This window comes from Corallococcus exercitus, from assembly GCF_042231735.1.
Taxonomy (GTDB): Bacteria; Myxococcota; Myxococcia; order Myxococcales; family Myxococcaceae; genus Corallococcus; species Corallococcus exercitus_B.
Window position 1 is genome coordinate 694,823 of the sequence record NZ_CP102577.1, and the last position, 25,552, is coordinate 720,374.

The window sequence follows — 25,552 nt, forward strand, 5'->3', positions numbered from 1 at the left end:
GTGGCTGAGCGATTGCATCCGGGCGTCTATGTCGAAGAGATCAGTGCCGGTGCGCGCCCCATCGAAGGGGTGGGCACGTCCACGGCGGCGTTCGTCGGACGCACGGCGCGCGGCATCCCGGGCCTGGCCCAGTTCGTCACCGGCTTCGCCGAGTACGAGCGCGCCTTCGGGGGCCACGAGCCGGGGGAGGCGGGCCTCGTCGCGCAGGCGGTGGAGGCCTTCTTCGACTCGGGCGGACGCCGCGCCTACGTCGTGCGCGTGCTGCCCTCGGACGCGGTGGCCGGCGCGTCCGCGCCCCTCGTCTCGCGCGCGGGCGGTGGCCTCAACGCCCTCACGTTCCTCGCGCGGGGCGCGGGCGAGTGGTCCGACTCCCTGCGCGTCCACGTGAGCGACTCCATCAACTTCCCCAGCGAGGCCTTCCGCGTGGAGGTCATCTGGACGGAGGCCGGAGCCACGCGCCGCCTGGAGACGTTCGAGGACGTGCGCATGGACCCGTCCAGCGAGGACTACGTCGCGGACCGCATCAACGACATCTCCCGCTACATCCGCGTGCGCGACGAGTTCCAGGTGAGGCTGGCCGCGCAGCCTTCCGGCTCGGTGCTGGTGCCGGGGGTGCCGCCCAGGCTCAAGGCCGCCGTGCTGTCCGGCACCAAGTACAGCCTCTACGACGGCGGCAAGCTGCAGGTCTCCACCTGGGACGAGGCCCAGCCGGACCTGCCCCGCACGACGCTGGACGTGCCCATCACCCAGGCCCTGGTGACGACCGCGGTGCCGGCCGCCGCGTTCGCCAACGGCCGCACGCAGCTGGACGCCACCCAGCTCAAGACCTTCCTCACCCAGGCCGTCACCGCCGCGGGGCTCACCAACACCTTCGTCATCGGCGGCTCGGACTCGCCGGAGATTTCGCTGAAGGTGGCCACCGGGCCCACGCTCACCATCGCCAAGCCCTCGGGCACGACGTACGACCTGGATGAGGAGGACGCGAAGGTCACCGTGGGCCCGCCGGGCGGCACCACGGTGGTGCCCATCCCCATCCTGGCGGCGAACGCGGCGGCGGTGACGCCCGCGGAGCTGAACCAGTCGCTGACCACGGCGCTCGCCGGCAAGGTCGCGTCGGTGGTGACGGACGGGCAGGGCAACACCGTCATCACCGGCCTGCCCACGGCGGCGGGCACCTCCACGCTGTCGCTCACCGCCACCGGCCTCACCGGCAACGCCGCCGCCGGCACCGCGGGCCTGACGGCGGAGAGCTTCGACGGGCTCCAGCTCTCCATCAGCGAAACGCTCCAGCCCACGGTGCCCACCATGCTCCGGCAGCTGGGCTTCGCGGCGCGCGCCCGGGGCTACTCCAACGACTCGCCCGCGAACCCCGCCGTGCGTCCGGCGTCGGTGACGAACGTGCGGCTCCTGGGCGGCGACGACGGCACGGGCCTGCTGGACACCTCCGACTTCGCGGGCGACGCGAAGCTGCGCACCGGCCTGCACGCGCTGGACACGGAGGAGATCAACATCGTGGCGCTGCCGGGCAAGAACGAGGTCGCGTTCATCTCCACCGGCATCGCGTACTGCGACAACCGGGGCGACTGCTTCTTCCTCGCGGATGGCCCCGGCGGCGTGGACAAGGACTTCGTCGTCGCGCCGGATGACGCGAAGCAGTTCGTGGAGGGCCTGCCCGCGCGCTCGAAGAACTCCGCCATGTTCTACCCGTGGATCCGCGTGGCGGATCCGGTGGGCGTGGGGCGCAACCCCACGCGGCTGGTGCCACCGTCCGGCCACGTGGCGGGCCTGTTCGCCCGCACGGACACCACGCGCGGCGTGTGGAAGGCGCCCGCCGGCATCGAGGCGTCCATCTCCGAGGCGCTGGGGCTGCAGTACTCCGTCATCGACGCGGAGCAGGACCTGCTCAACCCGGTGAGCCTCAACTGCCTGCGCCAGTTCCCCGGCGTGGGGCTGGTGTCGTGGGGCTCGCGCACGCTGTCTCCGGATCCGGAGTGGCGCTACATCCCGGTGCGCCGCACCGCGCTCTTCCTCAAGGAGTCCCTGCGGCGCGGCCTGAAGTGGGCGGTGTTCGAGCCCAACGACGAGGAGCTGTGGGGCCGCATCCGCGTCTCCATCGAGTCCTTCATGCTGGGGCTCTTCCGCCAGGGCGCCTTCCAGGGCAGCACGCCCGAGGAGGCCTTCAGCGTCGTCTGCGACCGGAGCACCAACCCGCAGGAGAACGTGGACGCGGGCATCGTCACCGCGCAGGTGGCCTTCGCGCCGCTGAAGCCCGCGGAGTTCGTGGTCATCGAAATCAGCCAGAAGAGCCTGCTGGCGGCCTGATGCCCACGCCCGTCCCCGCCAACGCGCGCAACCCGCTGCGGACCTTCCGCTTCCGGCTCCGGATGAGCACGTCCGCGGCCGGCGAGTACGTGGCGGGGGTGCGCTCCGTGTCCGGCCTGTCCGTCAACGTGGGGGCCTACGAAATCTGGGAGGGCGGCAACAACCTGCACCGCTACGCCCAGCCCCACAAGGTGAGCTGGGATCCGCTCGTGCTGGAGCAGGGGCTGGCGCTCGACGACACGCTGGAGCGCTGGGCGCGGGCGGTGCTGGAGTTCGCGCGCACCGGCAAGGCGCCCGGCGAGCCGGTGAAGCGCGACCTCTTCATCGACCTGTGGGACGCGTACGCGCACCCCACGGACGTGCCCACGCCCGGGGGCATGGAGGCGCGCATCCGCAGCTTCCACGTGCACAACGCGTGGGTGAGCAAGTTCCACGCCCTGCCCAAGCTGGACGCCATGGCGGGGGAGGTGGCGCTCCTGTCGCTGGAGCTCACCCACGAAGGCTGGGAGCCGGTGCCCCGGCCCGTCCTGTCCAAGCCGGCGACGACCATCCCGACGCCCTGACGACCCCATTCGAGGAGCCACGCCATGCCCCGATTCGTCGAATCCACGAAGCGCGACCCGTACCGCAACTTCAACTTCCGCGTGCTGTTCAACAACATCGAGGTGGCCGCGTGCCGCAAAATCAGCGGCCTCACCGGCACCGTGGAGGTGGTGAAGTTCCGCTCCGGCAACAGCACGTCCACCGTGGACGAGCTGTCCCCGGGCCGCGTGCACTACGAGCCCTTCACGCTGGAGGCGGGCCTCACCCAGGACACGACGTTCCGGGACTGGGCCCTCCAGCTCATCCGCCACGAGGCCACGCCGGGCTTCCGCGCCGCGGAGCCGGACTACCGGCGCACCGTTGAAATCCTCGTCTACGACCTGGACTTCAACCGCGCGGTGAAGAAGTTCGTGCTGCGCAACGCGTGGGTCTCGAAGTTCACCGCGATGTCGGAGCTCGCCGCGGAGGCGAACGAGATCCTCATCGAGACCGTCGAAATCCAGCACGAGGGCTTCACGCTGGAGGCGGTGACCTGACGTGCTCCTGGAGCCTCCCATCCCGGTGCTGCTGCCGCACGGCCTCTTCGACGAGGACGGCCGCTGTCACCGCCAGGGCGAGCTGCGCCCGCTCACCGGCCGCGAGGAGTGGGCGCTGGCCCAGGCCGGCGAGCGTCCGGGGCCGCGCGCGGTGAGCGCGTTGCTGGCGGCGTGCCTGGGACGGCTGGGGGACTATCCGCGCGTGGACGCGGAGCTGGCGGCCTGCCTCACGCGCGGGGACCGGCACCACCTGGCGCTGCACCTGCGGGCCCGGATGTACGGGGACCGGGTGACGCTGGTGGCGCGCTGCCCCGCGCCCGGGTGCGAGGCGATGGCGGACGTGGACGTGCGGCTCTCCGCGCTCTCCCCGGACCGGGCCGTGGAAGCGCCGGAGGTGCTCACCGTCGCGCTGCCGGAAGGCCGGGCGGAGGTGCGTGAGCCGACGGGCGAGGACGACGCGCTGCTCGCGGAAGCGCAGGGCACCCGCGCGGAGCGGTCCGCGCTCCTGTGGTCGCGGCTGGTGGCGGTGGAGGGCGTGGCGCTGACGCCCGACGCGTGGCTGTCGCTGCCCGCGCGCTCGCGGCACGCGGTGGCGCTGGCGCTGGCGCAAGGAACGTCCGCGCCGGACCTGGGGCTCCTGGCGCGCTGTCCGAAGTGCGCCGCGTGGCTGGAGCTGGAGCTGGATCCGTTCGCGCTGCTGGCGCGCGAGCTGCGGGGGGGGGCGGCGCGGCTGGAGACGGAGGTGCACGTGCTGGCCTTCCACTACCACTGGTCGGAGGCGGACATCCTGGCCCTGCCGCGGGCGCGGCGGTGGCGCTACCTGGAGCTGCTTCGCAACGAGCTGGAAGGCCGTCCGCTGGTGGATGGCTGGAGCTGACGAGAGAGGACGCACACGCCATGGCCCCACCCCCGGTGCAAGGACAGGTCGGACTCACCCGCCGCGAGCTGGAGCGTGAGCTCGCGTGGATGCTGCGCAGCGTCCCGGAGAACCCCAAGGAGTTCATGAAGCTGCTCACCCAGACGGTGGTGACGCTGATGGACAAGAACAACGAAGCCATCGCCCGCGGGCTCGCCCAGCGCGAGTCCACCGGCACCGGTGCCCGGGGCAACGGATGACGCGCAACCTGGACCCGACGCTCATCGCGTTCGACCAGCAGCTCCAGAAGGGCATGCTGGTGACGCTGCCGCAGACGGCCGACGACAAGAAGTCGGAGCCCTCCGTGCGCGCGCTGCGCTTCCAGTACAACCCGGAGACGGTGACGCGCACGCGCGCGGGCCAGTGGGAGACGAAGCCCGGCAAGACGCCCGAGCAGACCAAGGTCCTCACCGACGGCCAGCGCGGCGGCGGCCTGCACGCCAAGAGCGAGACGATTGCGTTGAAGCTCGTCTTCGACGTGACGGAGGCGCTGCTGCGCGACACGAAGGGGGAGGGGACCCAGGGCGTGCTGCCGGAGCTGGCCATCCTGGAGGGCATGGCGCTGGGCAAGGACCAGACGGGCGAGGAGGAGAAGAAGCCCGCGACGAAGCTCGTGTCGCTCAACCCCACGGAGCTCCTGCTGATGCTGGGGCCGCGCACCTTCCCGGTGGTCATCACCGGCATGACCATCGTGGAGCAGCGATTCGACCCGGCGCTGTACCCGCTGCGCGCGGAGGTGGACCTGCGCATGCGCATCCTGGAGGTGGGGGAGAACGCGGCGAACAACAAGGTGGCCCAGGCGTTCGCCAACCTGCGGGACCAGCGCCTGCGGATGGAGGACCTGGCGGCGGTGAAGGGCGCGGACGCGAGCACCCTCATCGCGCAGGCCCTGGCGCCGCAGGTGAAGCTCAACGGGGCGAGCTGAAGCGGCCATGAGCGACCCTTCCTCGCGACACAAGGACCTGCCGACGTACGCGGTGCCGCTGGGCCCGGAGGGCGCCACGGTGTCGCTGTACGTGCCCCGCGTGGCGCCGCGCGTGCCCACGTCCCTCCTGCACAAGGTGGTGGCGGGGGACCGGTTGGATCTGCTCGCGCAGCGCTACTTCAGCGACCCGTTCCAGGCGTGGCGCATCGTGGACGCCAACCCCACCTTCGAGCCCGAGGCGCTCCTGGTGCCGGGCACGGTGCTGCTCATCCCGGAGAAGCCCTGATGGCGGAGCAGCGCGCGGCGTTCCTCCAGCTGTGGATCGACGGGCAGCCCGTGACGGACGCCCGCAGCCGGGTGTCTCGTCTGGAGGTGGACGAGCGCACCGACGACGCGTCGTCCTTCCACCTGTCGCTGGACATGGCGCCCACGGACGCCGGGGACTGGGACGCGCTGGCGGACGGCCGGTTCGCGCTGCTCAAGCGCATCACCATCAGCTTCGGGCTGGGGCTTCCGGACAGCGAGGCGCCGGACGTGCAGGAGGTGGTGTTCGACGGGTACATCACCGCGGTGGAGCCGTACTTCGGCCCGTCGCGCGTGCCGGACTCGTCGCTGGAGGTGTACGGGCTGGACGCGTCGTGCCTGATGCACCTGGAGGAGCGCACGCGGTCGTTCAGCGGGCTGTCCGACGCGGGCATCGTGCGGCAGCTCTACGGCGAGTACGGCTTCGCGCTGGACGTGCAGGAGACGGCGCCGGTGCGCGACCCGGCGCGCGCGGTGGTGCTCCAGCGCGGCACGGATGCGTCGCTCATCCGGTGGCTCGCGCGGCGCAACGGCTACGAGGCCTTCGTGGAGCGCAAGCAGGGCCCGGTGGGCGCGGGCGCGAACGCGGCGGCGGAGTGCGTGGGCCACTTCCACCTGCCCCGGCCGGACGGGCCGAAGCAGCCGGACCTGTCGCTGATTCCACGCTCCACGCCGTCGGTCATCGAGCTCAAGGCGCGCTGGGAGAGCCACCGGCCCACGGAGCTGCGGGGCGAGCACATCGACGAGCGCACGCGGCGCATCCGCACCTCCACGGTGACGGCGCCGCGCTTCCCTCGCATGGGGACCACCAGCCGCGCGGACATCCTGAAGGCGCGCATGGCGGCGGTGCTGCCGAAGCGGCCGCGGACGAAGGCAGTGGGCTTGCAGTTCGTGGACGTGCCGCACGACGTGCCGGAGGTGGAGAACCTGGCGTGGGCGGACTACCGCGAGGCGGACTGGCTGGCGGAGGCGAACGGCACGGTGCAGGGGCTGCGGTACGAGCGCATCCTCCGCGCCCGGCGTCCGGTGGGGCTCGTGGGCGCGGGCAAGCTGATGGACGGCACCTGGTACGTGCGCGGCGCGCGGCACCGCTGGGTGTGGGCGGAGGCGCTGGCCCGCTACGAAGTGGACGTGGACCTGGCGCGCGACGCGCTCAACGGGGTGGCGTGATGGGGCGCGGCCTGCACTTCCCCTTCCAGCTGGGAGACCTGGGCACGCCCCGCACGGTGGGGCCCACGCAGGTCATCCGGCAGCAGCTGGAGCAGCTGCTCTTCACGCTGCCCGGCGAGCGGGTGAACCGGCCGCGCTTCGGGTGCGGGGTGCAGCGGATGGTGTTCGGCGCCGCGAGCCCGGAGGCCGCCGCCGCGGCCGAGTACATCATCCGCCTCAACGTGCAGGAGTTCATGCGCGACGTGGTGCGCCTGGACGCGGTGAAGGTGAGCGCCGAGGACGCGACGCTCTACGTGGACATCCTCTACACGCTGCTGGCGACGGGCGAGGAGCACGCGGAGCTGTTCCGCCGGGACCTGGAGGCGCCGCCGTGAACGCGCACGTCCTGCTGACATTGCCGCCGGAGGCGGGCGAGGAGCGTGCGGAGCCGTTCCGCCGGGATCTGGAGGCCCTGCCGTGAGCGTGCGCGTCCTGCTGACCTTGCCGCTGGAAGCTTCGCTCGCGGCGGCCCAGGCCGCGTTGCCGGCGACGCCGCCGGGCGAAGTGGAGTGGGTGCTACCCGTGGGCGAGGGCGTGCTCACCACGGACCTCGTCGTCGGCACGCCGGCGCATGCGCTGCGGCTCACGGGGGGGCCGGGCGTGACGCTGAAGCTCGATGGCGGAACGCTCGAGGTCACGGGCCTCGTGACCGGCCTGTCGGACGTGACGGTGGTGGCGGTGGACTCCGGGTTGATCCTCCTGGGGACTCGGGTGGAGGTGGCGGACGTCACGGTGAGCGCCAACGCGTCGGGCGATTGCGCGGCGCTGAGCGTGGAGACGCCGGATGGCACGGTGGCCATCGACTCGCTCACGGTGACGGCGGCGAAGGGCGAGGACGCCACGGGGCTCCGGCTCCTGGCGGCGGAGGCTCGCGTCACTGGCCTGTCCATCGAGGCCGTGGAGGCCACGGTGGGTGAGGCCTTCGGCGTGCGGGCGGTCTGCCAGCGCTCGCAGTGGGCGGACGTGACGGTGCGGGACGTCGTGGGCGTGGGGTCGGGCGTGGGCGTGGAGCTGGCGGGCTTCACTCGCGCGGACCTGTCCGGGCTCACGGTGTCGAAGGTGTCCGGTGGGAGCGCGACCGGTGCTCGGGTGCTGGTCGCCCGGGAGGAGGGCGAGGGTCTGTCCGCGGTGGACGTGTCCGTGACCGACGTGAAGGCGCTGGGGACGGAGTGGGGCGTCGGGCTGGTGGCGGCTTCGGTGGGTGCGTTGCAGGTGCGCGGCTTCACCGTGCAGCGGGTGCAGGGGGCGTTCGCGCTGGGCCTGCTCGCGCTGGGCGGGCGGGGCATTGAGACGGGCATCGGGCAGGTGGAGGACGTCGCGGGCGGCTCGCGGGCCACGGGCATGCGGGTGCTGGGCGGTCCTTCACTGGAGCCGGTGGCGGTTCGCGACGTGGAGGTGAGCCGGGTGTCGGCCACGCCGGTTCCGGTGGGCGCGCAGCCGGCCTCGGCGTGGTCGGACTGGCTCACCGCCGCGCTGGACTCATTGTCGGCTTCGGTCGTGGGGCCGCTCACGCTGCCTGCGCTTCCCTCCGATGCGGACGTCGTGGGCCTGCATGTGGCCGCGCCGCTGGGCGGCCTGGAGCCGGTGCTGGACGTGGGCACGCCGGGAGAGATGGCCGTCGAGGACTGCTCCCTCTTCGTCATCACCGGCACCGCGCTCCAGTTGGAAGGCGGGCTGCGCACGGCGCTGGTACGGCGCAGCGAGGCCTGGACGTCCGTGCACGCGGGCTGGCTCCAGGCGGAGCAGCTGCTGCTGGCGCAGCTCACCTGGCACCGGCATGCGCATGGGCTGCGGCTGGGGCCGGGGGAGATCCGCGCGTACGACTCGCTGTTCACGGCCATTGGCGGCGCGCCCTTCGTGCTGGAGACGGACGCGGAGCTGTCCGCTTCGCCCGCGTTGTTCGCGCAGGGCGCGGGCCTGCCGTTCCTGGAGGTGGGGCCGCTGCCATACCGGACGCCCGGTGCTCCGGAGGTGCCTCCCGTGCTCCTCACCGGCGGCCTGCCGCCCCCGGAGACCGTGGACCTGCGGCTGGTGCCCGACGCGGCCATTTCGCGCGCGGCGGTGCCCGTGCCGGGCGACGGTCCTCGCGACCCCGCGCCGTTCGTGGGCGCGTGGGCTCCGGACGTGGTGCCGGGCTGTGACGTGCGGGATCCGCAGCCGCGTCCATGGCTTGCGGCGCCGGAGCGGCCGGCTCCTGGCGCGTTGGTGGACTACCGTGCCCGCGACGCGCAGTCGCTGCTGGCGGTGATGCTGGAGCGGGCCCGCACGGTGATGGCGCCGTGGGAGGACCGGGGGCCCGCGGACTTCACGACCATGCTGCTGGAGGCGGTGGCCGCGCAGCTCGACTCGCTGGCGTACCGGCAGGAGCGCGCGGTGGTGGAGGGCTTCCTGGAGGACGCCCGGCTGCGGCGCTCCGTGGAGGACCACGCGCGCGGCCTGGACTACGTGCCGGACCCCGGGCTCTCCGCCACGGTGATGCTGCGGTTCCGGTTGGATCCAGCAGCGCTCGCCGCGCTGGTGAAGGCCCGGCTGGAGGAGCTGCACCTGCCGGTGCTTCCTCCCGGCACCACCGCGCTGGAGTTCCTCACCGGCGGTGGCGTGCTGGAGATCCCGGCCGACACGCTGGTGGCGAACGCCACCACGGACGAGCACTCGCTGGTGTTCGTCACCGAGTCGCCCCTGTCGTACTTCCCCCGCCTGGAGGCCGTGACGCTCGCGGAGTCCGTGCGGCCGGGGGACACCGGGGCCACGCTCGCGGGCCTCTACCCGGAGCTGGAGCCCGGCCGGTGGCTGATCCTCTACCGGGGACGCGGCGAGGGGGGGCACGTGGTGCGCGTGACGTCCGTGGCGCTCGCCACCGATACGACCTTCGTCGGGTGGGATCCCCGCCGCTTCGCGCCGGAGGCCTTCCTGGCCCCGGGGGACCCCGCGCCCGGGCCTCGCGCGACGGTGCTGGGCAACGTGGTGCCCGCGCATCACGGGCTGCCGGTGACGCCGCTTCCGGAGGGCTTCGAGGCGGACTCGGCGGAGCCCTTCGCGCGCAGCCTCGCGCAGTGGCGCGCGCTGCTGTCGCCCGTCGTGGACGGCAGCCAGGAGCGCGAGTGGGCCCTGCCGTTCCACCCGGTCAGCGTCCAGGCCTCCGGGTATCCGCTGCCGGGCGAGGCATCGCGGCGCGGGACGCCCCAGCTCCAGGTGAGCGTGGAGGACGACCCGTGGACGCTGGTGGACGACCTGTCCGTCCAGGGACCGGGGGATGAGGTCATCGTGCTGCGCGCGACTCCCACGGGCGGTGCCAGCCTGCGCTGGGGCGACGGCGTCAATGGCGCCGCGCTGCCGCCCCGGGAGACGACGCTGGGGCTGTCGTTGCGCATTGGCCTGGGGACGCTGGCCAACGTGGGGGAGGGCGTGCTCACGCGGCTGCTCCAGGTGCCGTTGGATCCGCAGCGCTCCGCGTCCGCGGGCGAGCTGCTGGCCCAGTCGATGGACGACGTGCGCCTGCTGGTGCGCGTGGACAACCCGCTGCCCGCGGTGGGGGGACGGGATCCGGAGTCGCTCGACTCCATCCGCTACCGCGCGCCGGCGGGCGTGTCGCAGCCCCTGTCCGCCGTCACCGTCGAGGACTACGTGCGCATGCTCCAGCAGCTGCCGGAGGTGGCCGGGGCCTCCGCGCGCGTCGTGGGCCGGGACCTGCGCACGGTCATCCGCGTGACGGTGCTGCTGCGCGACGAGGACACGCTGGACCGTGACGAGCTGCTGCGCCGCTGGGCCGGGGTGCGGCGGCGGTTGGAGGAGATCCGCCTGCTGGGCGTGGACGTGGAAGCGCTGCCGCCGAAATGGGTTCCACTGGATCTGGACCTGGAGGTGGATGCCGCGCCGCACGCGCAGGCGGACCAGGTGCGCGACGCAGTGGTGGGCGCCATCGCGGGTGACGGGGGCCTGTTGGATCCGGACCGCTCCGGCCTGAACGGCGACGTGCAGCTCGCGGACCTGTACCAGGCGGTGCTGCGCGTGCCGGGCGTGACGGCGGTGCGGGTGAAGCGCTTCCGCCGGCTGGAGCCCCACGCGCAGGAGCGGCTGGAGTCGGGCGTCATCCCCATTGGACCGGAGGAGGTGGCCACCGCGCGTGGGGGTTACTGGCCGGGCTCGGAAGGCGTCCTCACCGTGCAGGTCTGCGGAGGGCTGCGATGAGCCGCGTTCCTTCCTCGCACCAGGCGCTGACGCATGAGCAGCTCCGCACCCGGCTGGGAGAGTCGGCGCGCATCGTCTTCTCCCGGCTGGACGAGGCACCGACCTGGAACCCGCTCGCGTACGCTGCGCCGTCGTCGGTGGACCTGGGGCGCGGGCTGCTCGACAGCGTGGCGCTGGCGCTGCATGTGCTGTGGACGTACCAGCAGGCGTGGGCGGAGGAGGGCTTCCTCGCCACCGCGCGGCTGGAGGACTTCGTCTCCAAGTTGCTCGGGCACATCGGCTACCGGCCGAGCCCGGGCACCGCGGCGGTGGGGCTCCAGCACTTCCGCTGCAAGGCGAACGTGCGCGGCACGCTGCCGGCTGGGACGGCGGTGAACTCAGCGGCGGAAGGCGAAGAGGCCGCCGCCGTCTTCGAGACGCTCGCGCCACTGCGCCTGCTGCCGGAGCTCAACGAGCTCCGCGCGTTCCTGCCACCTCGCACGGGCGCGGAGACGGGCACGGGGACGGGAGCCGGAACAGGGACGGGTGGTGGCACGGGGACGGGGGGGACGGGCACGGGAGGCGGCACGGGCGGGGCAGGGGGCGGAACCGGTGCGCCTTCCGGCGAGGCGGGTGAGCCCGGTGCTCCGGCGCCCTCGGGCGGCATCTTCGGGCCGGGGTCGGTGGTCGCGGGACTTCAGGATCGCATCGAGGTGCAGCGCCACGGTCCGCTGGAGGAACGGCGGGTGGCTCGGGCGAAGCAGGATGCTCGCAAGCTGGCGTCGCTGATGAAGACGCTGGACCTGGGCGGGGATGCCGCGTGCAAGGGCACCCTGGACGCGCTCTGCGAACAGCTGTGCGAGGCCCAGAAGGTCGTGGCGCAGGCGGTGCCCCCGCCCGGCCGTCCCGTGGGGGCGTTGTCCGAGTCGCAGGAGATCCTCGCCCGTCAGCTTCGGAATCTACAGAAGCGGCAGGCGGAGGCCCTGGCCGCGTTGGAGGCGGCCCTGGCGCCCTGCGCGGACGAGGACCCGGCGCTGCACGCCGTGCGGTTGGACAAGATGGTCACATTCCTGGATGCCTTCGTGAACAGCCTCATCCAGGAGGCGCGGGATCAGCTCGTCATCCTCAAGGGCAGCGAGGCGCTGAACCGGGCGGACCTCGCCTTTGGCGCCGAGGCAGGTGTGGCCCGGCCGCTGGGCGTGGCGAGCGCCGGCACGGATACGGTCTATCTGCTGGCGCTGACGGATGCGTCCGGGCTCACGTCGCAGGAGCCGCCGGTGCGCCCGGGGGACTGGCTGGTGCTGGCCGAGGACGTGGAGCGGCTGGGCCCCGGCGGCGTGAAGGGCACCGAGCGGCTCTACCGCGAAGCCCTGCGCGTGCTGCGCGTGCGCATGGAGATTCCGCCGGGTCAGCGCACGCCGATGACGCAGGTGACGTTCCAGCCGCCGCTGTCGCGCTCGTACGCGTTGGACCGCGTGGTGCTGCTGGGCAACAACACGCTCGTCAGCGAGGGCTCCACGGTGGAGGAGGTCGCCGTGCCCGCGCTGGACCTGCGCACGGTGCCGCTGCTTCACGGTCCGGTGACGTGGCTGCGCGACCCGAGCCACGCGGGAGGCCGCCGGCCGGAGGTGTCCCTGACGGTGGGGGGACGCGCGTGGCATCCGGTGGATTCGCTCCTGGACGCGGCGCCGGACGAGCTGGCCTTCGCGGTGGAGCCGCTGCCAGCCGGGGCCGCGCGACTGCGCTTCGGCGGCGAGGACCACGGCTCGGCGTTGCCCCTGGGCGCGGAGGTACGGGTCCGGTATCGCGTGGGGCGGGGGACGGGCGGCAACCGTGCCGCGCTGCGGCTGATGGCGATGGCGACGCCGCATCCGTGCGTGGAGAAGACCTTCAACCCCTTGTCGCTGGCCGGTGGAACGGACCCGGAGGCACCCGCGCTGGCGCGCGTGCGAGGGCCCGCCACGGTGGGTGCGATGGACCGCGCTGTGTCGCTGCCGGACGTGCTGGCGCTGACGCTGGTGTTCGACGGCGTGCACCGCGCGAACGTGTTCCGCGACGCCGTGCGCCGCCGGTCCTTGAAGGTGGTGGTGTCCGGGCCAGAGGGTGCGGCCCTGCGCGCGTCCGACCTGGAGGCACTGCACGCGCACCTGGCGGCGCGGGTGGCACCGGGCGTGGAGCTGCACCTGACCAACCGGCAGCGCGTGGAAGTGCGGCTGCGAGTGCTGCTGCGCGTGGTGAAGGGGGCGGATCCGGTCGCGGTGCTCCAGGAGACGCGCTTGCGCCTGGGCGTGGACCGCGACCCGGAGCGCGAGCTGGGGTTGCTGGATCCGGACCGCGTGGAGCTGGGCCAGGACCTCCAGCTGTCGGACGTGTACGGTGCGCTCGCGGGAATCAGCGGCCTGCGGTCGGTGGTGGTGCAGCGGCTGCATCGCGAAGGCACGCCGCCGTCCCTCTTCGAGCGCATCGCCACCGCGCCCGGCGAACTGCTCGCATGGGCACCGCCGTCCGGCGAAAGCGACGGCGTCGCGCTGTCCTACGAGGAGGCCCAGGACCTATGAGCCCCGCCTCGATGCACCGGCCCGGTCATCGCCCCAAGCTCACGGACCTGGGGTCTGTCTCCATGGATGAGAAGGCGAGAACCCGGCTGGGACACCCCGTCGGCGGCGCACCACATGAACCTGTCCGACTGTCGGACAGGTTTGGAAGGCCGCGGCCGGCCCCTCTGGGCTGCCGGGTTCCCTCGGACGTTCCTCATCGGACCGGCAGACTCACCTGCCGTGGCTGGGCTGGGCTCCCGCCCCCCCCGAGCACCGGAAACCTGTCCGACAGTCGGACAGGTTTGGGGAGCCGGGGCTGGAGGGGCCTCCGCTCCTACCGGGCAGGGGAAACCGGTCCGACAGTTGGACCGGTTTGGAGAACCGGGGCTGGCGGGATGCCGCTGCTCCAGCCGGGCACTGGAAACCTGTCCGACAGTCGGACCGGTTGGGCGAACCGCAGCGGAGAGAGGCCGCTCCCGCCGGGCACCGGAAACCTGTCCGACAGTCGGACCAGTTGGGCGAATCGTGGCAGGGGGAGGGCGCTCCAGCCGGGCACCGGAAACCTGTCCGACAGTCGGACCAGTTGGGCGAGCCGTGGCGGGGGGAGGCTGCGCCAGCCGGGTACCGGAAACCTGTCCGACAGTCGGACCAGTTGGGCGAACCGCGGTGGGGGGAGTCCGCTTCAGCCGGGCACCGGAAACCTGTCCGACTGTCGGACAGGTTTGGACCGCGACGGGCGGGAGGTGGGCAGCCTGGATGTCCGGGGGCTTGACGTGGGCCGTCACGGTGGGACCGCAACACTGCGCTTCGTGGAGGTGCGGATCCCATGAGCCTTCCCTCCCAGCGGCTGATCCAGCTCCTCCCAGGCCTCTACACGGCGCGGGACTCCACGCTCGCGGACCATCCGTTCCTCAAGCTGCTCTCCGTGCTGGGCATGGAGCTGGACGCGTTCTCCCGCGCGGTGGACCAGCTGTGGGACGACCACTTCGTGGAGCGCGCCGGACCGCAGGCGCTGCCGTTGCTCGCGGAGCTCATGGGTGCGCGGCTGCTCACCGACGACCCTCGCGTGCAGCGTGGGGTGGTGGCCCGCGCGGTGGCGTGGCGTCGGCGGAAGGGCACGCTCGCGTCGCTGGAGGAGGTGCTGTCCGTCACCAGCCTCTGGGACGCGGAGGTGGATGAGTCCTTCCGCTCCCTGCTGGAGACCCAGGACCTCAATGACGTGCTGCCCTGGCGCGGCCGCAGCGCGGTGGTGTGGGATCCCATCGGCCTCGCGGATCCGCTCACCCGCCGCTCGCCCGGCGTCGAGCGTCCTCGCGATGGCGTCCCGGAGCGCGGTCCGGTCATTGGCATCGCCCCGGGGGAGACGCTGGATCAGGCCCTGCGCCGGCTGGGGAGCGCGGATGCCGGCCGCCATGCCGCGACGCCGCGCACGCTGGACCTGCTGGGCTGGGCACGCCCGGACGTGGCGCTCATCCGCACCGCGCGACTGACACCCGTGGAGCTGGAGGAAGTCACCCCCGCCACGGTGCACACCCTGCCCAACGGCTACCGGGGCTTCCGCGTGGATCCCCTGGACCGCGATGGCCCCCTGGTGTGGCTCAAGCCGCTGGAGCGAGCGGACCTCACGGGCGGCCTCACCGCGCGCCATGAGCCCGCGCCTCCGTCGCTCGCCACGGGGCGCACGGCGGCGATGCTGCTCACCCCCACCGCGCTGGCCGAGGACGCCAACGCCGCGGAACGCGCGGACGCCATCACCGTCTCCGTCGACGGCATTCCGCTGGTGGGACCGGAATCGCTGCCGCTCCTGCGTGGCCCCCTGCCCACCGCGCCTGTCGGGCCCGCCCCCACGCTCCGGTTCGCGGACCGGGGCCGGCCGTCGCCGGGGGACACGTGGCGCCTCACGCTGCTCGCGGCGCGTGAGAACTCGGACACGGTGCTCCTGTCCACGGAACTGACATCGGGCACGCTGAACACCGTCACCGTCGCTCCGGAAGCGAACCTGCTCCTGGGCGGCACCACGGCGGCGCTCCTCGTCGAACGCTTGAGCGGCGAGCCGCGCCTGCGCGACGTGGACGGCTCGTGGCGCACCCTCGCCGCGGGCATTCGCCAGGGACCACCCCGCAGCAACGCCGTCCGCGTGGACCTGTCGGGCGCCCCATGGGTCGCGCGCATCGAGCAACACCTCGCGGACGGCAGCCTGCGCCTCGCCCGCTTCGACGCGAGCGCCGACGGCGCGCCCTGGCAGGTGGCGGAGCTGGGCGGCGCGCTGCCTCCGGATGGTCCGGGCATGTCCCTCGCCGTCGTCGGAGACGCGCTGCTGCTGGTGGCACCGGATGGGACGGGAAAGCTGGGCGTGTGGTCGGTGACGGACCTGGACACCGCCACGCCGACGGCAGCGCGGCTGGACACCGCGAGCCCGCGGCAGCCCTCCGCGCGCCTGGCGCCTGGCCTGTGCGTGCGAAGTGGCCGGCTCTTCGTCCACGGCGGCGACCTGGGCGGCGCGCCCACCGGTGACCTCTGGTCGCTGCCGGTCGCGGGTGGACCGTGGCGGCCCCATGCGGTGCGCAACCGCCAGGAGCGCAAGGCCGCGACACTGCTGAGCACGCCGCAGGGCCTGGTGCTCGTGGGCGGCGAGGCCGTGACGGGCGAGCTGGCCGTGCCGGTGATGGCCTGCGACCCGGCCTCCGCGAGCCCGGCCTGGCGTCCCCTGGCCCCGCTGCCCATCACCGCGAACCTGCCCGGCCTGCTCGTGGCGGCGCCGACCGCCGAGGGCCTGGAGGCGCTCGTCTGGGCGGACACGACGCGTCCCCGCAGGATGACGCTGAAGGCAGGAGAGGGCGCCTGGGTCACGGGACCGCTGGAACTCTCGGGCACGAACCCTCCGGTTCCAGGAGAGGCGCTGTACGTCGATGGCCGCTTGCTCCTGGTGGATCCGGTGCCATTGCCCGCGTCGGAGGTCGTCTTCTCGTTGGGAGGACGCGGACATTTGGCCTTCCTGCCGGAGCTGGCCCTGCTGCCGGATGAGCTCCTGCGCTTCAACGTCGCCAACGACGGCGCAGTGTTCATCGAGCCTCGCGAGGGCCAGCCGCTCCCGCTCGACTCCCGGCCCGGTGGCGCGTACCACTCCCGGGATGCGTCGGGGGTCGGCGGCGCGCGGCGCTACTCGATTCCCGGCCGGCTGAAGCGCCACCCGTTCACGCTGCGCCAGCGAAGCCTGGGCCCGTGGACGACGCTCGCCCCGAGCAACGCCTCCGGCATCGTCGCGGTGGATCCGCGCCTGGGACGCGTCGTGCTCCAGGACGACGCGCCCGTGGGCCGCGTCACCGTGTCCGCGCGGGTGGGGCGGGGTGCCTCGCTGGGCGCGGGGCTGCTCCCACCGGACCGTCGTCCGCCCGCCGCGTGGGCGGAGCCGGACCTCCCGTTCATCGACCCTCCGGACCGTCCTGGCGACCGCTCCGGCACGGGTCTTCCCGTCACCGCGTGGATCTCCCCGGAGCGCGCGGGCGGAGTGCTGGCGGCCGGAGGCCAGGAGCGGCCCATCGTCTCGACCGTCGCGCAAGGACTCGGCTCCGGAACGCCCCCGGTGCTGGGCCTCATCGGTTCGCCGCGCCTGCCGCCGGAGCGCCTGTCCCAGGGGCTCGACGGTGGGCTGTCCCTCTTCGCCGCGGACACGGGCGCGGCCCCCTGCATCGGCGCGGATGAGCATGGCCTCTCGCTGGCGCTCTACCCGGGGTTCGGGGGCAGCGCGGCCACGCGCGTGTGGCTCGCGGGCCTGTGGCTCGCGGGACGCCTGGAGCTGGTGCTCGCGCGGGGGCAGGCGGACCTGCGCTGGTGCAACCTGGGCGCTCCCGGGCAGGTGGGCCTGTGGATGCCGGGCGGTGGGCACCAGGACATCAGCGCGCGGCGCTCGCTGCCTCCCGCGGACGTGGAGCTGCGCCTCTACGGCTGCATGGTGGGCGTCATCGAGCTGCCGCCCTGGGTACACCTCGTCGCCGCGGGCTGCACCTTCGACGCAGGGGACCGGGGCGCGGTCGCCATCCGCGCGGCGGGGGCTCGCGTGCGGCTGCGGCACTGCACGGTGCTGGGCGCCACCGAGGCGGGCGTGCTGGAGGCGTCCTCCTGCGCCTTCGCGGGCGAGGTGCGCACGGACCGGCCGGACCTGGGCTGGCTGCGCTACAGCCTGCACGCGCGCGGCGGACAGCCTCCGGTGTCGCACCAGTCGCGGGTGCACACCGTGTCCTTCCAATCCAACCGCCAGACGGACCCGGGCTACCTCGTCCTGGGCGACAACAACGGCCCCGAAGCGCTCCATGCCTCCGAGCGCGGCGGAGTCCCCGGCGCCCACGGCGAGCGCTCCGACCACGAGCGCGAGCTGTCCGCGCGCACCGACGACAGCATGCCCATTGGCGTGACGCCCTTCCACGCCGACCGCAGCCAGGACGACCTCAATCGGATGAACCGATCATGACCGTGAAAGCGTACACCTCCAGGTCCCGCTTCGACGAAGCCCGGCGATTCTCCGGCGTCTACCAGCAGATGGGGCGCATGAGCCTCGACGCTGACTGGAACGAGGAGGTGCGGCTGCGCACCGTGGATGCGCGCCGCCGCTCCGCCGACGTCGCCGAGGGCTCGCCCGACGACGGCTTCCGCATCGTCGACACGTACCTCGTGGACCCCATCCGCAACGTGCTCGGCTGGACGGGGCAGGGCCTGCCCGTGGGCGACGAGCGCACCATCCCACGCGAGCTGCGCCTGGACCGCTACGACGCGGAGACGCTGCCCTTCGTGGTGCGCAGCCGGGGCCACATCGCGCTGCGCCGCACGCTGCCCGCACCGCTGGACCTCACCGCCGTGCCGCGCTCCGACGGCACGACCTTCACCGCATCGGCGCTCGTCATCGGCGTGCGCTTCGAGCGGCCGCCCACCGACGATGAGATCATCGATCTGCGCGTGGTGGTCGCGGACACGGACGGCCACGAGACCATCATCTCCGCCGGGCTGGGCCAGCGCCCCGCCGGCTGGAACGACGTGCGCTTCCCCGTCTCCGCGTTCGCGAGCGTGGACCCGGCGAAGCTGAAGACCTGGGGCATCCTGGGCCTGCCACCGGTGGCCCGCACGTGGGTGACCGCGCTGCGCGTGGAGGACGCGGCCCTGGGCGCGGACGTCGTCATCCGGGGCGGTGACGGGACGCTGCCGGGCGCGGGCCGCATCCTGCTCGACGGCGTGCGCGTCTTCCTGGAGCAGGACCTGCGCTACTCCGCGCAGCCGGACCTGCCGGAGGCGCCCCCGCTGGCCGCGCTGCCCACGGACGGCACGCGGCACCACTTCTTCTTCCTCGACTGCTGGGAGCAGACCACCACCCACCTGGACGACGCGTTCCTGGAGGAGCCCGCGCTGGACGGCCAGGACACCACCGTGCGCCTGCGGCTCGTCACCCAGGTGCGCGCGCTCCAGGGTCTGGCCGCCACCGACGCGGAAGCCCTGCCCACGCCCACCAGCGGCGCGCGGCTCACCACCAACATCCCGAAGGGCGCGCTGCCGGACCGCTTCCCTCCGGAGCCGCTGGACCCCTGCCGCGACCGCTGCCTCGCCACGGAGAGCGCCTCCACGGGCGAGGGCTACGTGGGCTCCGACAACCTCCACTTCCGCGTGGAGTTCTTCCGGGGCGGCGCGCAGCCGGTGGTGCTGTGGTCGCGCGACAACGGCTCCACGGTGCTGCCGCTCACCGCGCCCGCGGCGGCGGACGCGATGACGCTCCAGGTCTCCCCCGCGAGCGCCTCGAAGCTGCGCGCGGGCGACCTCGTCGTCATCGAGGACCGCGTCACGCGGCTCCAGCCGGAGGGCCCGTCGCTGCCGGTGCTGCGGCGGCTGCGTGGCGTCCAGGCGGACACGGGCAAGCTGGAGCTGGCGGACGCGAGCGCCGTGCTCACCACGGACCCCGCGGTGGTCCCCGTGGGAGGCACGCTGGGCCGTGCCTTCAGCCCCGCGCAGGGCGCCGTGGTGCGCCGGTGGGACGGCGGTGACCTGGCGGTGCCGAACGTGCGCTACCGCTTCGAGGACGGCATCACGCTGGCCTTCGCCAACACGCAAGGGCGCGCGAGCGAGTACTGGTCCTTCACCGTGCGCGTGCGCGCGGCGGACGGCGCGGCCCGGGGCGAGGTGGAGCAGCTCACGGACGCGCCCGTGCACGGCCCGGTGCACCACTGCGTGCCGCTGGCGCGCGTGACGGGCGGCGCGGTGCGCACCTTCCAGGACCTGCGTCCGCGCTACCTGCCGCTCGCCCAGGTGCGCGACAGGCTGGTGGAGCTCTCCGAGCGCGTCGTGGGCCCCGGCGTCTTCACGGTGGTGGTGGGCGACGGCGTGCGCAGCTTCGGCGACGTGGACCAGGACCTGCTCGAAGGCATCACCGGCGACGAGGCGCTCCAGGCGGCCGTGGACCGGATGGGCGGGCAGGGCGGCTCCATCTTCGTGCGCTCCGGCCGCTACAAGCTGGAGCACCCGGTGCTCCTGCGCAACCTGTCCTCCGTGCACCTGCTGGGCGACGGCGAGGCCACCGAGCTGCGCACCCAGGGCTCCGGCGGCGCCTTCTTCGTGGACCGCTGCGGCCTGGAAGGCGACGTGCGCATCGAGGACCTCAAGCTGGTGGAGGCCCCCTTCGAGGACGTCGTCATCGGCGGAGGACTCCAGCCTGTCGTCAAGGCGGTGAAGGCGAGCGTGTCCACCACGGACGGCAGGCGCTTCGTGCCGCTCTTGGAGGTGGACGACGACCGCGTGCTGGAAGAGGACGACGTGAAGCACCCGTCCGCCGAGGCCGACTTCGTGGACGTGGTCGCCGGCCGCATCAAGGTCATCGTCCCCGGCCAGGGCCGCGCGGCGGGCTCCGTGGTGGCCACGCTGGTGCAGCTGCGCAAGCTGCAGCGGCTGCACCCGGGCCAGCCGCTGGAGGACGTGCCGGAGGCCAAGCCGCTGCTCGACGCGCTGGCCACGCTGCCGCACGGCGTGGTGACGCTGGCGGACTCCAGCGGCGTGACGCTGCGCCGCTGCCACATCCAGGCGAACCAGGCCGGCTCGGAGGCGACGGGCGTGCTGGTGACGGGCACCTGCGCGCGCATCGTCATCGACGAGAACCGCATCGGCGCGGCGACGGGCATCGCGGTGGCGCCCTATGCCCCGTACCTCGCGGAGCGCTTCCTCGCGTCCTTCCCGCGCGCGGGCCTCTTCGTCGACGCGCTGGCCATCACGAACAACCGGCTCCAGCCGCTGGGAGAGGCGACCACGGGCATCCACGTCGCGGACGGGCGCCTGGCCGGCGTGGAGGTGCGCGGCAACCGCGTCCAGGGCTTCCACGTGGGCATCCTCGTGCAGGACCTGGCGGAAGGAGGCGTGACGGGGCCGGTGGACCGCGTGGTGGTGGCGGAGAATCAAGTCCTGGGCTCCGCGGCCGTGGGCATCCAGGTCGCGGGCGACGGCGTGGACGTCGTGGGCAATGAGATCCGCAACGCCGTGTCGGACGGCCTGTTCCAGGTGGGCATCCAGCTGTCGGGCCGGGCGCTGCGCGTGCGCGAGTCGTGGATCTCCCTGCCGGCCGTGCCCGCCGCGTCGGTGCTGGGCGTGGTGGCCGGCATCGTCGTGGGCGACGGCCTGGATGACGGCCAGTCCAACGGCCGCCCCGCCGCGGACGTGGAGGTGGTGGACAACCGCATCGAGGGCGACGGCGAGTCCACGCCGGGCTTCGGCATCCTGCTGGGCGGCCCGCACCCGGTGTTCGACGTGCGCATCCGGGGCAACGTGGTGCGCGCGCTGGGGGACGCGGCCGTGCGCACCTGGGGCACGGGCGGCGCGGTGGGGCGCCTGCGCATCGAGGACAACCGCTTCGAACAGGTGGCGCTCGCGGACGTGCCGTCGCAGACGGACAACACCGTGGCGCTGTCCCGGTTGGACCCGGGCCTGGGCGGCATCCTGAACGCGGACGCCCGCGCCCGGCCCCGGCCGCTCCTGGAGGCGCTGCTCGCCAACGCCACGCCCCGCGTGCGCGCTCCGCTGGACGCCGCGCTGCGCTGGCTGGAGCGGCTGACGCTCCGGGGCGCGGTGGTGCTCGCGGGCGTGGACGAGGCGCAGGTGCGCGGCAACCGGCTGCTCCAGGTGGGAAGGACGCAGGCGTACGGCGCGCCCGGCCTCGCGGACGCGGAGGTGCGCGCGGCGGGCATCGCGGTGGTGTCCGGCTCCGGCATCACCGTGGAGGGCAACGAGGTGGACGGCGTGCACGCGCCGGTGACGAAGACGCAGCCGCCGCCGGTGACGGGGCCGGTGAAGCTGCCGCCCATCACCCAGGTGCTCCAGCAGCTCAGCGTCACGACCACCACCGTCCGTCCGGAGCGTGCAGACGTGCACGGTGCCGTGGTGGGCATGTACGCCACCGTGTTGCAGTACACGGGCGCGAACGAGGACGGACGCCAGAAGATCGGCCGGGGGCTGTACGGGCCGCTGGACACCATCGCGCTGGAGCTGAAGGACCTGGGGACGATGCCCGCCTCCATCATCGACGCGCTGGTGCGCGAGGTGGCGGAGATGCGCGCCGCCCAGGGCTTCGAGGACCACACGAAGACGTCGCACGCGGTGCGCTCGTCGCTGGCGCGGGCCTCCAGCTTCACCGCGCCGGATGACGTGTCCCAGGAGGCGTGGGACACCGTGGCGCAGTTCGACCTGGCCACCGTGTCCGGCAAGGAGGCCGTGGCGAAGACGGCGGACCGCATCAAGGGCGCGTTCGACTCGCTGGTGCAGGGACTGCCCACCAACGTGAAGAAGGTCCTGCTCGAGGCCCTGGGCCGGGTGCAGGGCGGGCCCGGGGACCTGACGGCCCTCGTCACCCTGTCCGGCGCGTTGAGCCAGGTGGCCCAGCTGCGCGAGGCGCAGGTGCAGCGCGCGCGTCAGCCCGTCATCGGCCAGGCGGTGGGGCCCAAGAAGACCATCATCGGCACCTTCGCCGAAGCCGCGCTCCAGCAGCTCCCGCTTCAAGCCGGCCCCAAGCGCGCGAAGGCCAACGCGGACGTGCTCGTGCAGCTGCGCCAGTCCAAGGAGGCCCTGGCGGATCAGCTCAAGGAACTCCACCCCGCGCTCGCCTTGCAGGTGGAGGCGGACTACCGCGACGTGGAGCGCACCAGCGGACAGGCGCAGCCGGTGGAGCGCCTGCGCGCCACGCTCAAGCAGGTGCTGGAGTTCACCACCGGCCAGCTGCCCTCGGCGGAGGTCGCGCTGGAGGACGCCGCGCGCGTCACGGCGCAGGGACGCACCGCCACCATCGGCCTGTACGCCACGAACCTGGACCGGCAGGCCGCGGGGCTCGTCACCGAGTCCGAGGACTCGGTGGAGAAGCAGCTGCGCGCCTTCGGCACCGCGGTGGGCCAGCTGGGCGAGCTGGTGAGCGGCGACGCGGAGCTGTCCACGCTGTCGCTCCAGGCGCACCAGGCGGTGCTCGCCGCCATCGCCCAGCCGCAGAAGCGCATGGAGCAGGTGGCCATCGCCCGGGGGCTCCTGGACCGCATCCGGGTGACGACGCTGGACGTGCTCCCGGTGCTGCCCACGCTCCCTTCACCCATGCCGGTGAAGGCGGAGCCGCTGGAGCGCTGGGTCTCCGCCCTGGGCGCGCTGGTGCTGGCGGTGCGCGGCCTGGCGCCGGGGCCGGTGCTCACCGGGTCGCTCCAGCTCTACCTCTCCCACTACGAGCGCGTGCTGGACATCGCGGGCGTCCAGGGGAAGTTCCGCACGCTGGCGCTCAAGCGCGTGACGGAGGCCATCACCACGCTCAACGGCGGCAATGGGGGCGCGGCCTCGCGCCAGGCCCTGCACCTGCTGGTGGACGAGCCCGCCACCACCGCCGCGGAGGCCATCGCCAAGTCCAGCGCGGTGACGGCCGAGCTGGACGCCGCCGCGGTGCTGCTGCGCGCCGTGGAGCAGGCCCTGGACCCCGCCGAGGACGATGCGTCGCGGGTCGCCCGCCTCCAGGAGTACCTGCGCCAGCGCGCCGAGAAGGTCTCCGCGTCGCTCGTCGCCGTCGTCACCGGCATGCAGGACCTGGACGGCATCCTGGGCGTGCTGCGCAAGTCGCTGGAGCAGCTGGCGCGCGGCGAGGCCCCGGACCCCGGCGACCTGGTGGACCCCGTCTTCGACACCTTCCCGTCGCCCGCGGACGGCCTCTTCGTGTCGGGCGTGCAGGGCCGCGTGCGGCTGGCGAACAACACCGTGCGCGACACCGTCACCGGCATCACCGCCCTGGGCGCGGCGGGGCACCTGCTGACGGAGGCGCCCACCGAGCCGGGCTCGCTGCTGGACGTGGAGGGCAACCGGCTGGAGGGGTGCGCGGTGGCGGGGCTGCGGCTGCGGCCGGACCTGTCCGTGACGGTCGTCTCCGACAACCACCTCTTCGCGTGCGCGGGGCTGCCCACCGCGGGCGACCCCGGCCTGGGCCAGGCGGTCGCCACCTTCGTGGGCTCCGGCGAGCTGGTGGTGAAGGGCAACGTCTTCCTGGAGAGCGGCAACGCGCTGCCCCAGGCGCTGCTCCACGAGGTGGCCATCGACTGGCGGGGAGAGACGGTGGTGCGCGGCAACACCGTGCGCCACGAGGGCGGCGGAGGCGGCGGCGCGGGCGTCCTCGTCGTCACCGACACGCTGCCACCGGACCTGGTGACGAAGCTGTCGCGAGTGCCCTTCCTCGCCACGGATCCGGTGCCCAAGCCGGGCACGGACGGGCGCACCGTCCCGGGCAAGCCGTTGCCGTCCTCCTCCCTGGCCACGCTCGCCTCCGTGCCTCGGGTGGAGGATCTGGTGCAGATCGGCTCGCTGAAGCAGAAGTTCGCCGCGGGGCCGGTGCTCAACCGCGCGCTCGCGGTGAAGGCCCAGGACTTCGCGCCCGCCCTGAGCGCCAGCGCGGCGGCCTCGCGCTACCTCTCCGCCACGGCCGCGCTGGTGAAGCCCGCGCTGGTGGACTTCCTCATCAAGCCCATCCCCATCCTCCCGCGGCCCATCGTGAAGGCGAAGCGGGGCGTGCAGGTGGAGGGCAACGACATCACCGCGCGCGGCCCCGCGTTGCTGCTGTTGGGCAACGGCGGCGCGGTCATCTCCGCCGCCGTGTCCGGCAACGAGCTGCGCAGTCAGGGCGGCGTGGGCGCGGTGTACCTGCGCCGCGCGGACTCCACCGTCTTCAGCGGAAACCGGTGCCAGTGCCTGGACGCGGTGAACGTCGTCGTCCTTCGCGTGGAGCGCGCGCCGGTGACGTTCACCGGCAACGTGGTGTTGGGCGCGGAGACGGTGACGCCGCCCCGGCCGGTGGTGCGTCCCCCGTGGACGCTGCCCGCGGACAAGCTGACGCTCCAGATTCCCGTGGGCGGCGGCTCCACCCTGGGCGTGCCCCTGGACCAGGGGCTGCTCCTGGGCGGCCTCCAGCGCCGCCGCGACGTGGCGAGCGACGCCTTCTCCACGCTGCTTTCGGAGCTCGTCACCCAGCCCCAGACCCGCGCGGAGATCCCCTCCAAGGCCGTGCTGGACCAGAGCACCGTGGAGGACGTCCGCTCGAAGCTGCCCGCGACCATGGACGTGCGCCTGGGGGCCCGGACGCTCTACGGCATCGCCGTGACGAAGGACGACTCGCCCACCAGCGCGCTGCGCGACCTGGTGGACCGCGTCGCGATGCACGCGGAGAAGCCCGAGGACGTACAGGGCCAGGTGCGCTCCGTGCTGGCCGCGTCGCAGGGCGACCCGAAGAAGGCCCTCCAACTGGTGGACAAGAGCGTGCTCGGCATCGACTCGGCGGCGTCCACCGTGAAGGAGAGCATCCTCAACGTCTCCGTGCTGCACGAGGTGCTGGCGGACTCGTTCTACTCGGGCGGCGTGAAGGGCCCCAAGCCGGTGCAGGACGCCGGCGTGCTGCCCGTGCCGGAGGAGCCGCCGCCGGATCCGTACGCCCACTCCGTCGTCATCCTGGGCGGCTCGCGCGTGGCGGCCGTCGGCAACGCGACCACCTCCGGCGTTCACGTCCAGGAAGCCGACGCCGTGGTGGAGCTCAACCCGTAGCGCTGGAAGCCCTTTCACCAGGACACCC

Annotated in this window: 13 protein-coding genes; all 13 read left to right on the top strand. The window is 73.4% G+C overall.

The window, feature by feature from the left end; all coding sequences use genetic code 11:
- The 13 genes from NR792_RS02785 to NR792_RS02845 all read left to right on the top strand — a co-directional run bounded on the left by NR792_RS02785 (position 1) and on the right by NR792_RS02845 (position 25,524).
- Positions 1 to 2,322: a phage tail sheath subtilisin-like domain-containing protein gene (locus NR792_RS02785; RefSeq protein WP_375758510.1), complete on the top strand. Its 2,322-nt coding sequence runs from the start codon at positions 1 to 3 to the stop codon at positions 2,320 to 2,322.
- A complete protein-coding gene (locus NR792_RS02790; protein ID WP_375758511.1) occupies positions 2,322 to 2,885 on the top strand; it encodes a phage tail protein in 564 nt (187 codons plus the stop codon). The genes NR792_RS02785 and NR792_RS02790 overlap by 1 nt, the downstream gene beginning before the upstream one ends.
- A 24-nt stretch (positions 2,886 to 2,909) precedes the next feature.
- Complete coding sequence (locus NR792_RS02795) at positions 2,910 to 3,401, top strand: phage tail protein (RefSeq protein WP_207057404.1); 492 nt, start codon at positions 2,910 to 2,912, stop codon at positions 3,399 to 3,401.
- A gap of 1 nt (position 3,402) precedes the next feature.
- Positions 3,403 to 4,278: a hypothetical protein gene (locus NR792_RS02800; protein WP_375758512.1), complete on the top strand. Its 876-nt coding sequence runs from the start codon at positions 3,403 to 3,405 to the stop codon at positions 4,276 to 4,278.
- Between the two features lie 20 nt (positions 4,279 to 4,298).
- The gene (locus tag NR792_RS02805; protein ID WP_171417092.1) at positions 4,299 to 4,517 is read left to right on the top strand and encodes a hypothetical protein; all 219 of its coding nucleotides are present in this window, start codon (positions 4,299 to 4,301) and stop codon (positions 4,515 to 4,517) included.
- A complete protein-coding gene (locus NR792_RS02810) occupies positions 4,514 to 5,242 on the top strand; it encodes a hypothetical protein (protein WP_375758513.1) in 729 nt (242 codons plus the stop codon). Before NR792_RS02805 ends, NR792_RS02810 begins: the two co-directional genes overlap by 4 nt.
- Positions 5,243 to 5,249: 7 nt before the next feature.
- Entirely contained in the window at positions 5,250 to 5,528 is a 279-nt protein-coding gene (locus tag NR792_RS02815) for a tail protein X (protein ID WP_171417096.1), read from the top strand.
- Positions 5,528 to 6,715: a phage late control D family protein gene (locus NR792_RS02820; RefSeq protein ID WP_375758514.1), complete on the top strand. Its 1,188-nt coding sequence runs from the start codon at positions 5,528 to 5,530 to the stop codon at positions 6,713 to 6,715. The genes NR792_RS02815 and NR792_RS02820 overlap by 1 nt, the downstream gene beginning before the upstream one ends.
- The gene (locus NR792_RS02825; RefSeq protein ID WP_375758515.1) at positions 6,715 to 7,089 is read left to right on the top strand and encodes a GPW/gp25 family protein; all 375 of its coding nucleotides are present in this window, start codon (positions 6,715 to 6,717) and stop codon (positions 7,087 to 7,089) included. Before NR792_RS02820 ends, NR792_RS02825 begins: the two co-directional genes overlap by 1 nt.
- A gap of 82 nt (positions 7,090 to 7,171) precedes the next feature.
- A complete protein-coding gene (locus NR792_RS02830; RefSeq protein ID WP_375758516.1) occupies positions 7,172 to 10,942 on the top strand; it encodes a baseplate J/gp47 family protein in 3,771 nt (1,256 codons plus the stop codon).
- The gene (locus tag NR792_RS02835; RefSeq protein WP_375758517.1) at positions 10,939 to 13,479 is read left to right on the top strand and encodes a hypothetical protein; all 2,541 of its coding nucleotides are present in this window, start codon (positions 10,939 to 10,941) and stop codon (positions 13,477 to 13,479) included. Before NR792_RS02830 ends, NR792_RS02835 begins: the two co-directional genes overlap by 4 nt.
- Positions 13,480 to 14,284: 805 nt before the next feature.
- Positions 14,285 to 17,926 (top strand): phage tail protein, encoded by a 3,642-nt coding sequence (locus NR792_RS02840; protein WP_375758518.1) that lies wholly within the window; start codon positions 14,285 to 14,287, stop codon positions 17,924 to 17,926.
- Entirely contained in the window at positions 17,923 to 25,524 is a 7,602-nt protein-coding gene (locus NR792_RS02845) for a hypothetical protein (protein WP_375758519.1), read from the top strand. Before NR792_RS02840 ends, NR792_RS02845 begins: the two co-directional genes overlap by 4 nt.
- Positions 25,525 to 25,552: the final 28 nt, after the last annotated feature.

Coding starts and splice junctions, on each gene's coding strand:
- NR792_RS02835 (WP_375758517.1), top strand. CDS start 10,939: ATGAGCCGCGTTCCTTCCTCGCACCAGGCGCTGACGCATGAGCAGCTC.
- NR792_RS02820 (WP_375758514.1), top strand. CDS start 5,528: ATGGCGGAGCAGCGCGCGGCGTTCCTCCAGCTGTGGATCGACGGGCAG.
- NR792_RS02790 (WP_375758511.1), top strand. CDS start 2,322: ATGCCCACGCCCGTCCCCGCCAACGCGCGCAACCCGCTGCGGACCTTC.
- NR792_RS02825 (WP_375758515.1), top strand. CDS start 6,715: ATGGGGCGCGGCCTGCACTTCCCCTTCCAGCTGGGAGACCTGGGCACG.
- NR792_RS02845 (WP_375758519.1), top strand. CDS start 17,923: ATGACCGTGAAAGCGTACACCTCCAGGTCCCGCTTCGACGAAGCCCGG.
- NR792_RS02795 (WP_207057404.1), top strand. CDS start 2,910: ATGCCCCGATTCGTCGAATCCACGAAGCGCGACCCGTACCGCAACTTC.
- NR792_RS02810 (WP_375758513.1), top strand. CDS start 4,514: ATGACGCGCAACCTGGACCCGACGCTCATCGCGTTCGACCAGCAGCTC.
- NR792_RS02805 (WP_171417092.1), top strand. CDS start 4,299: ATGGCCCCACCCCCGGTGCAAGGACAGGTCGGACTCACCCGCCGCGAG.
- NR792_RS02815 (WP_171417096.1), top strand. CDS start 5,250: ATGAGCGACCCTTCCTCGCGACACAAGGACCTGCCGACGTACGCGGTG.
- NR792_RS02840 (WP_375758518.1), top strand. CDS start 14,285: ATGAGCCTTCCCTCCCAGCGGCTGATCCAGCTCCTCCCAGGCCTCTAC.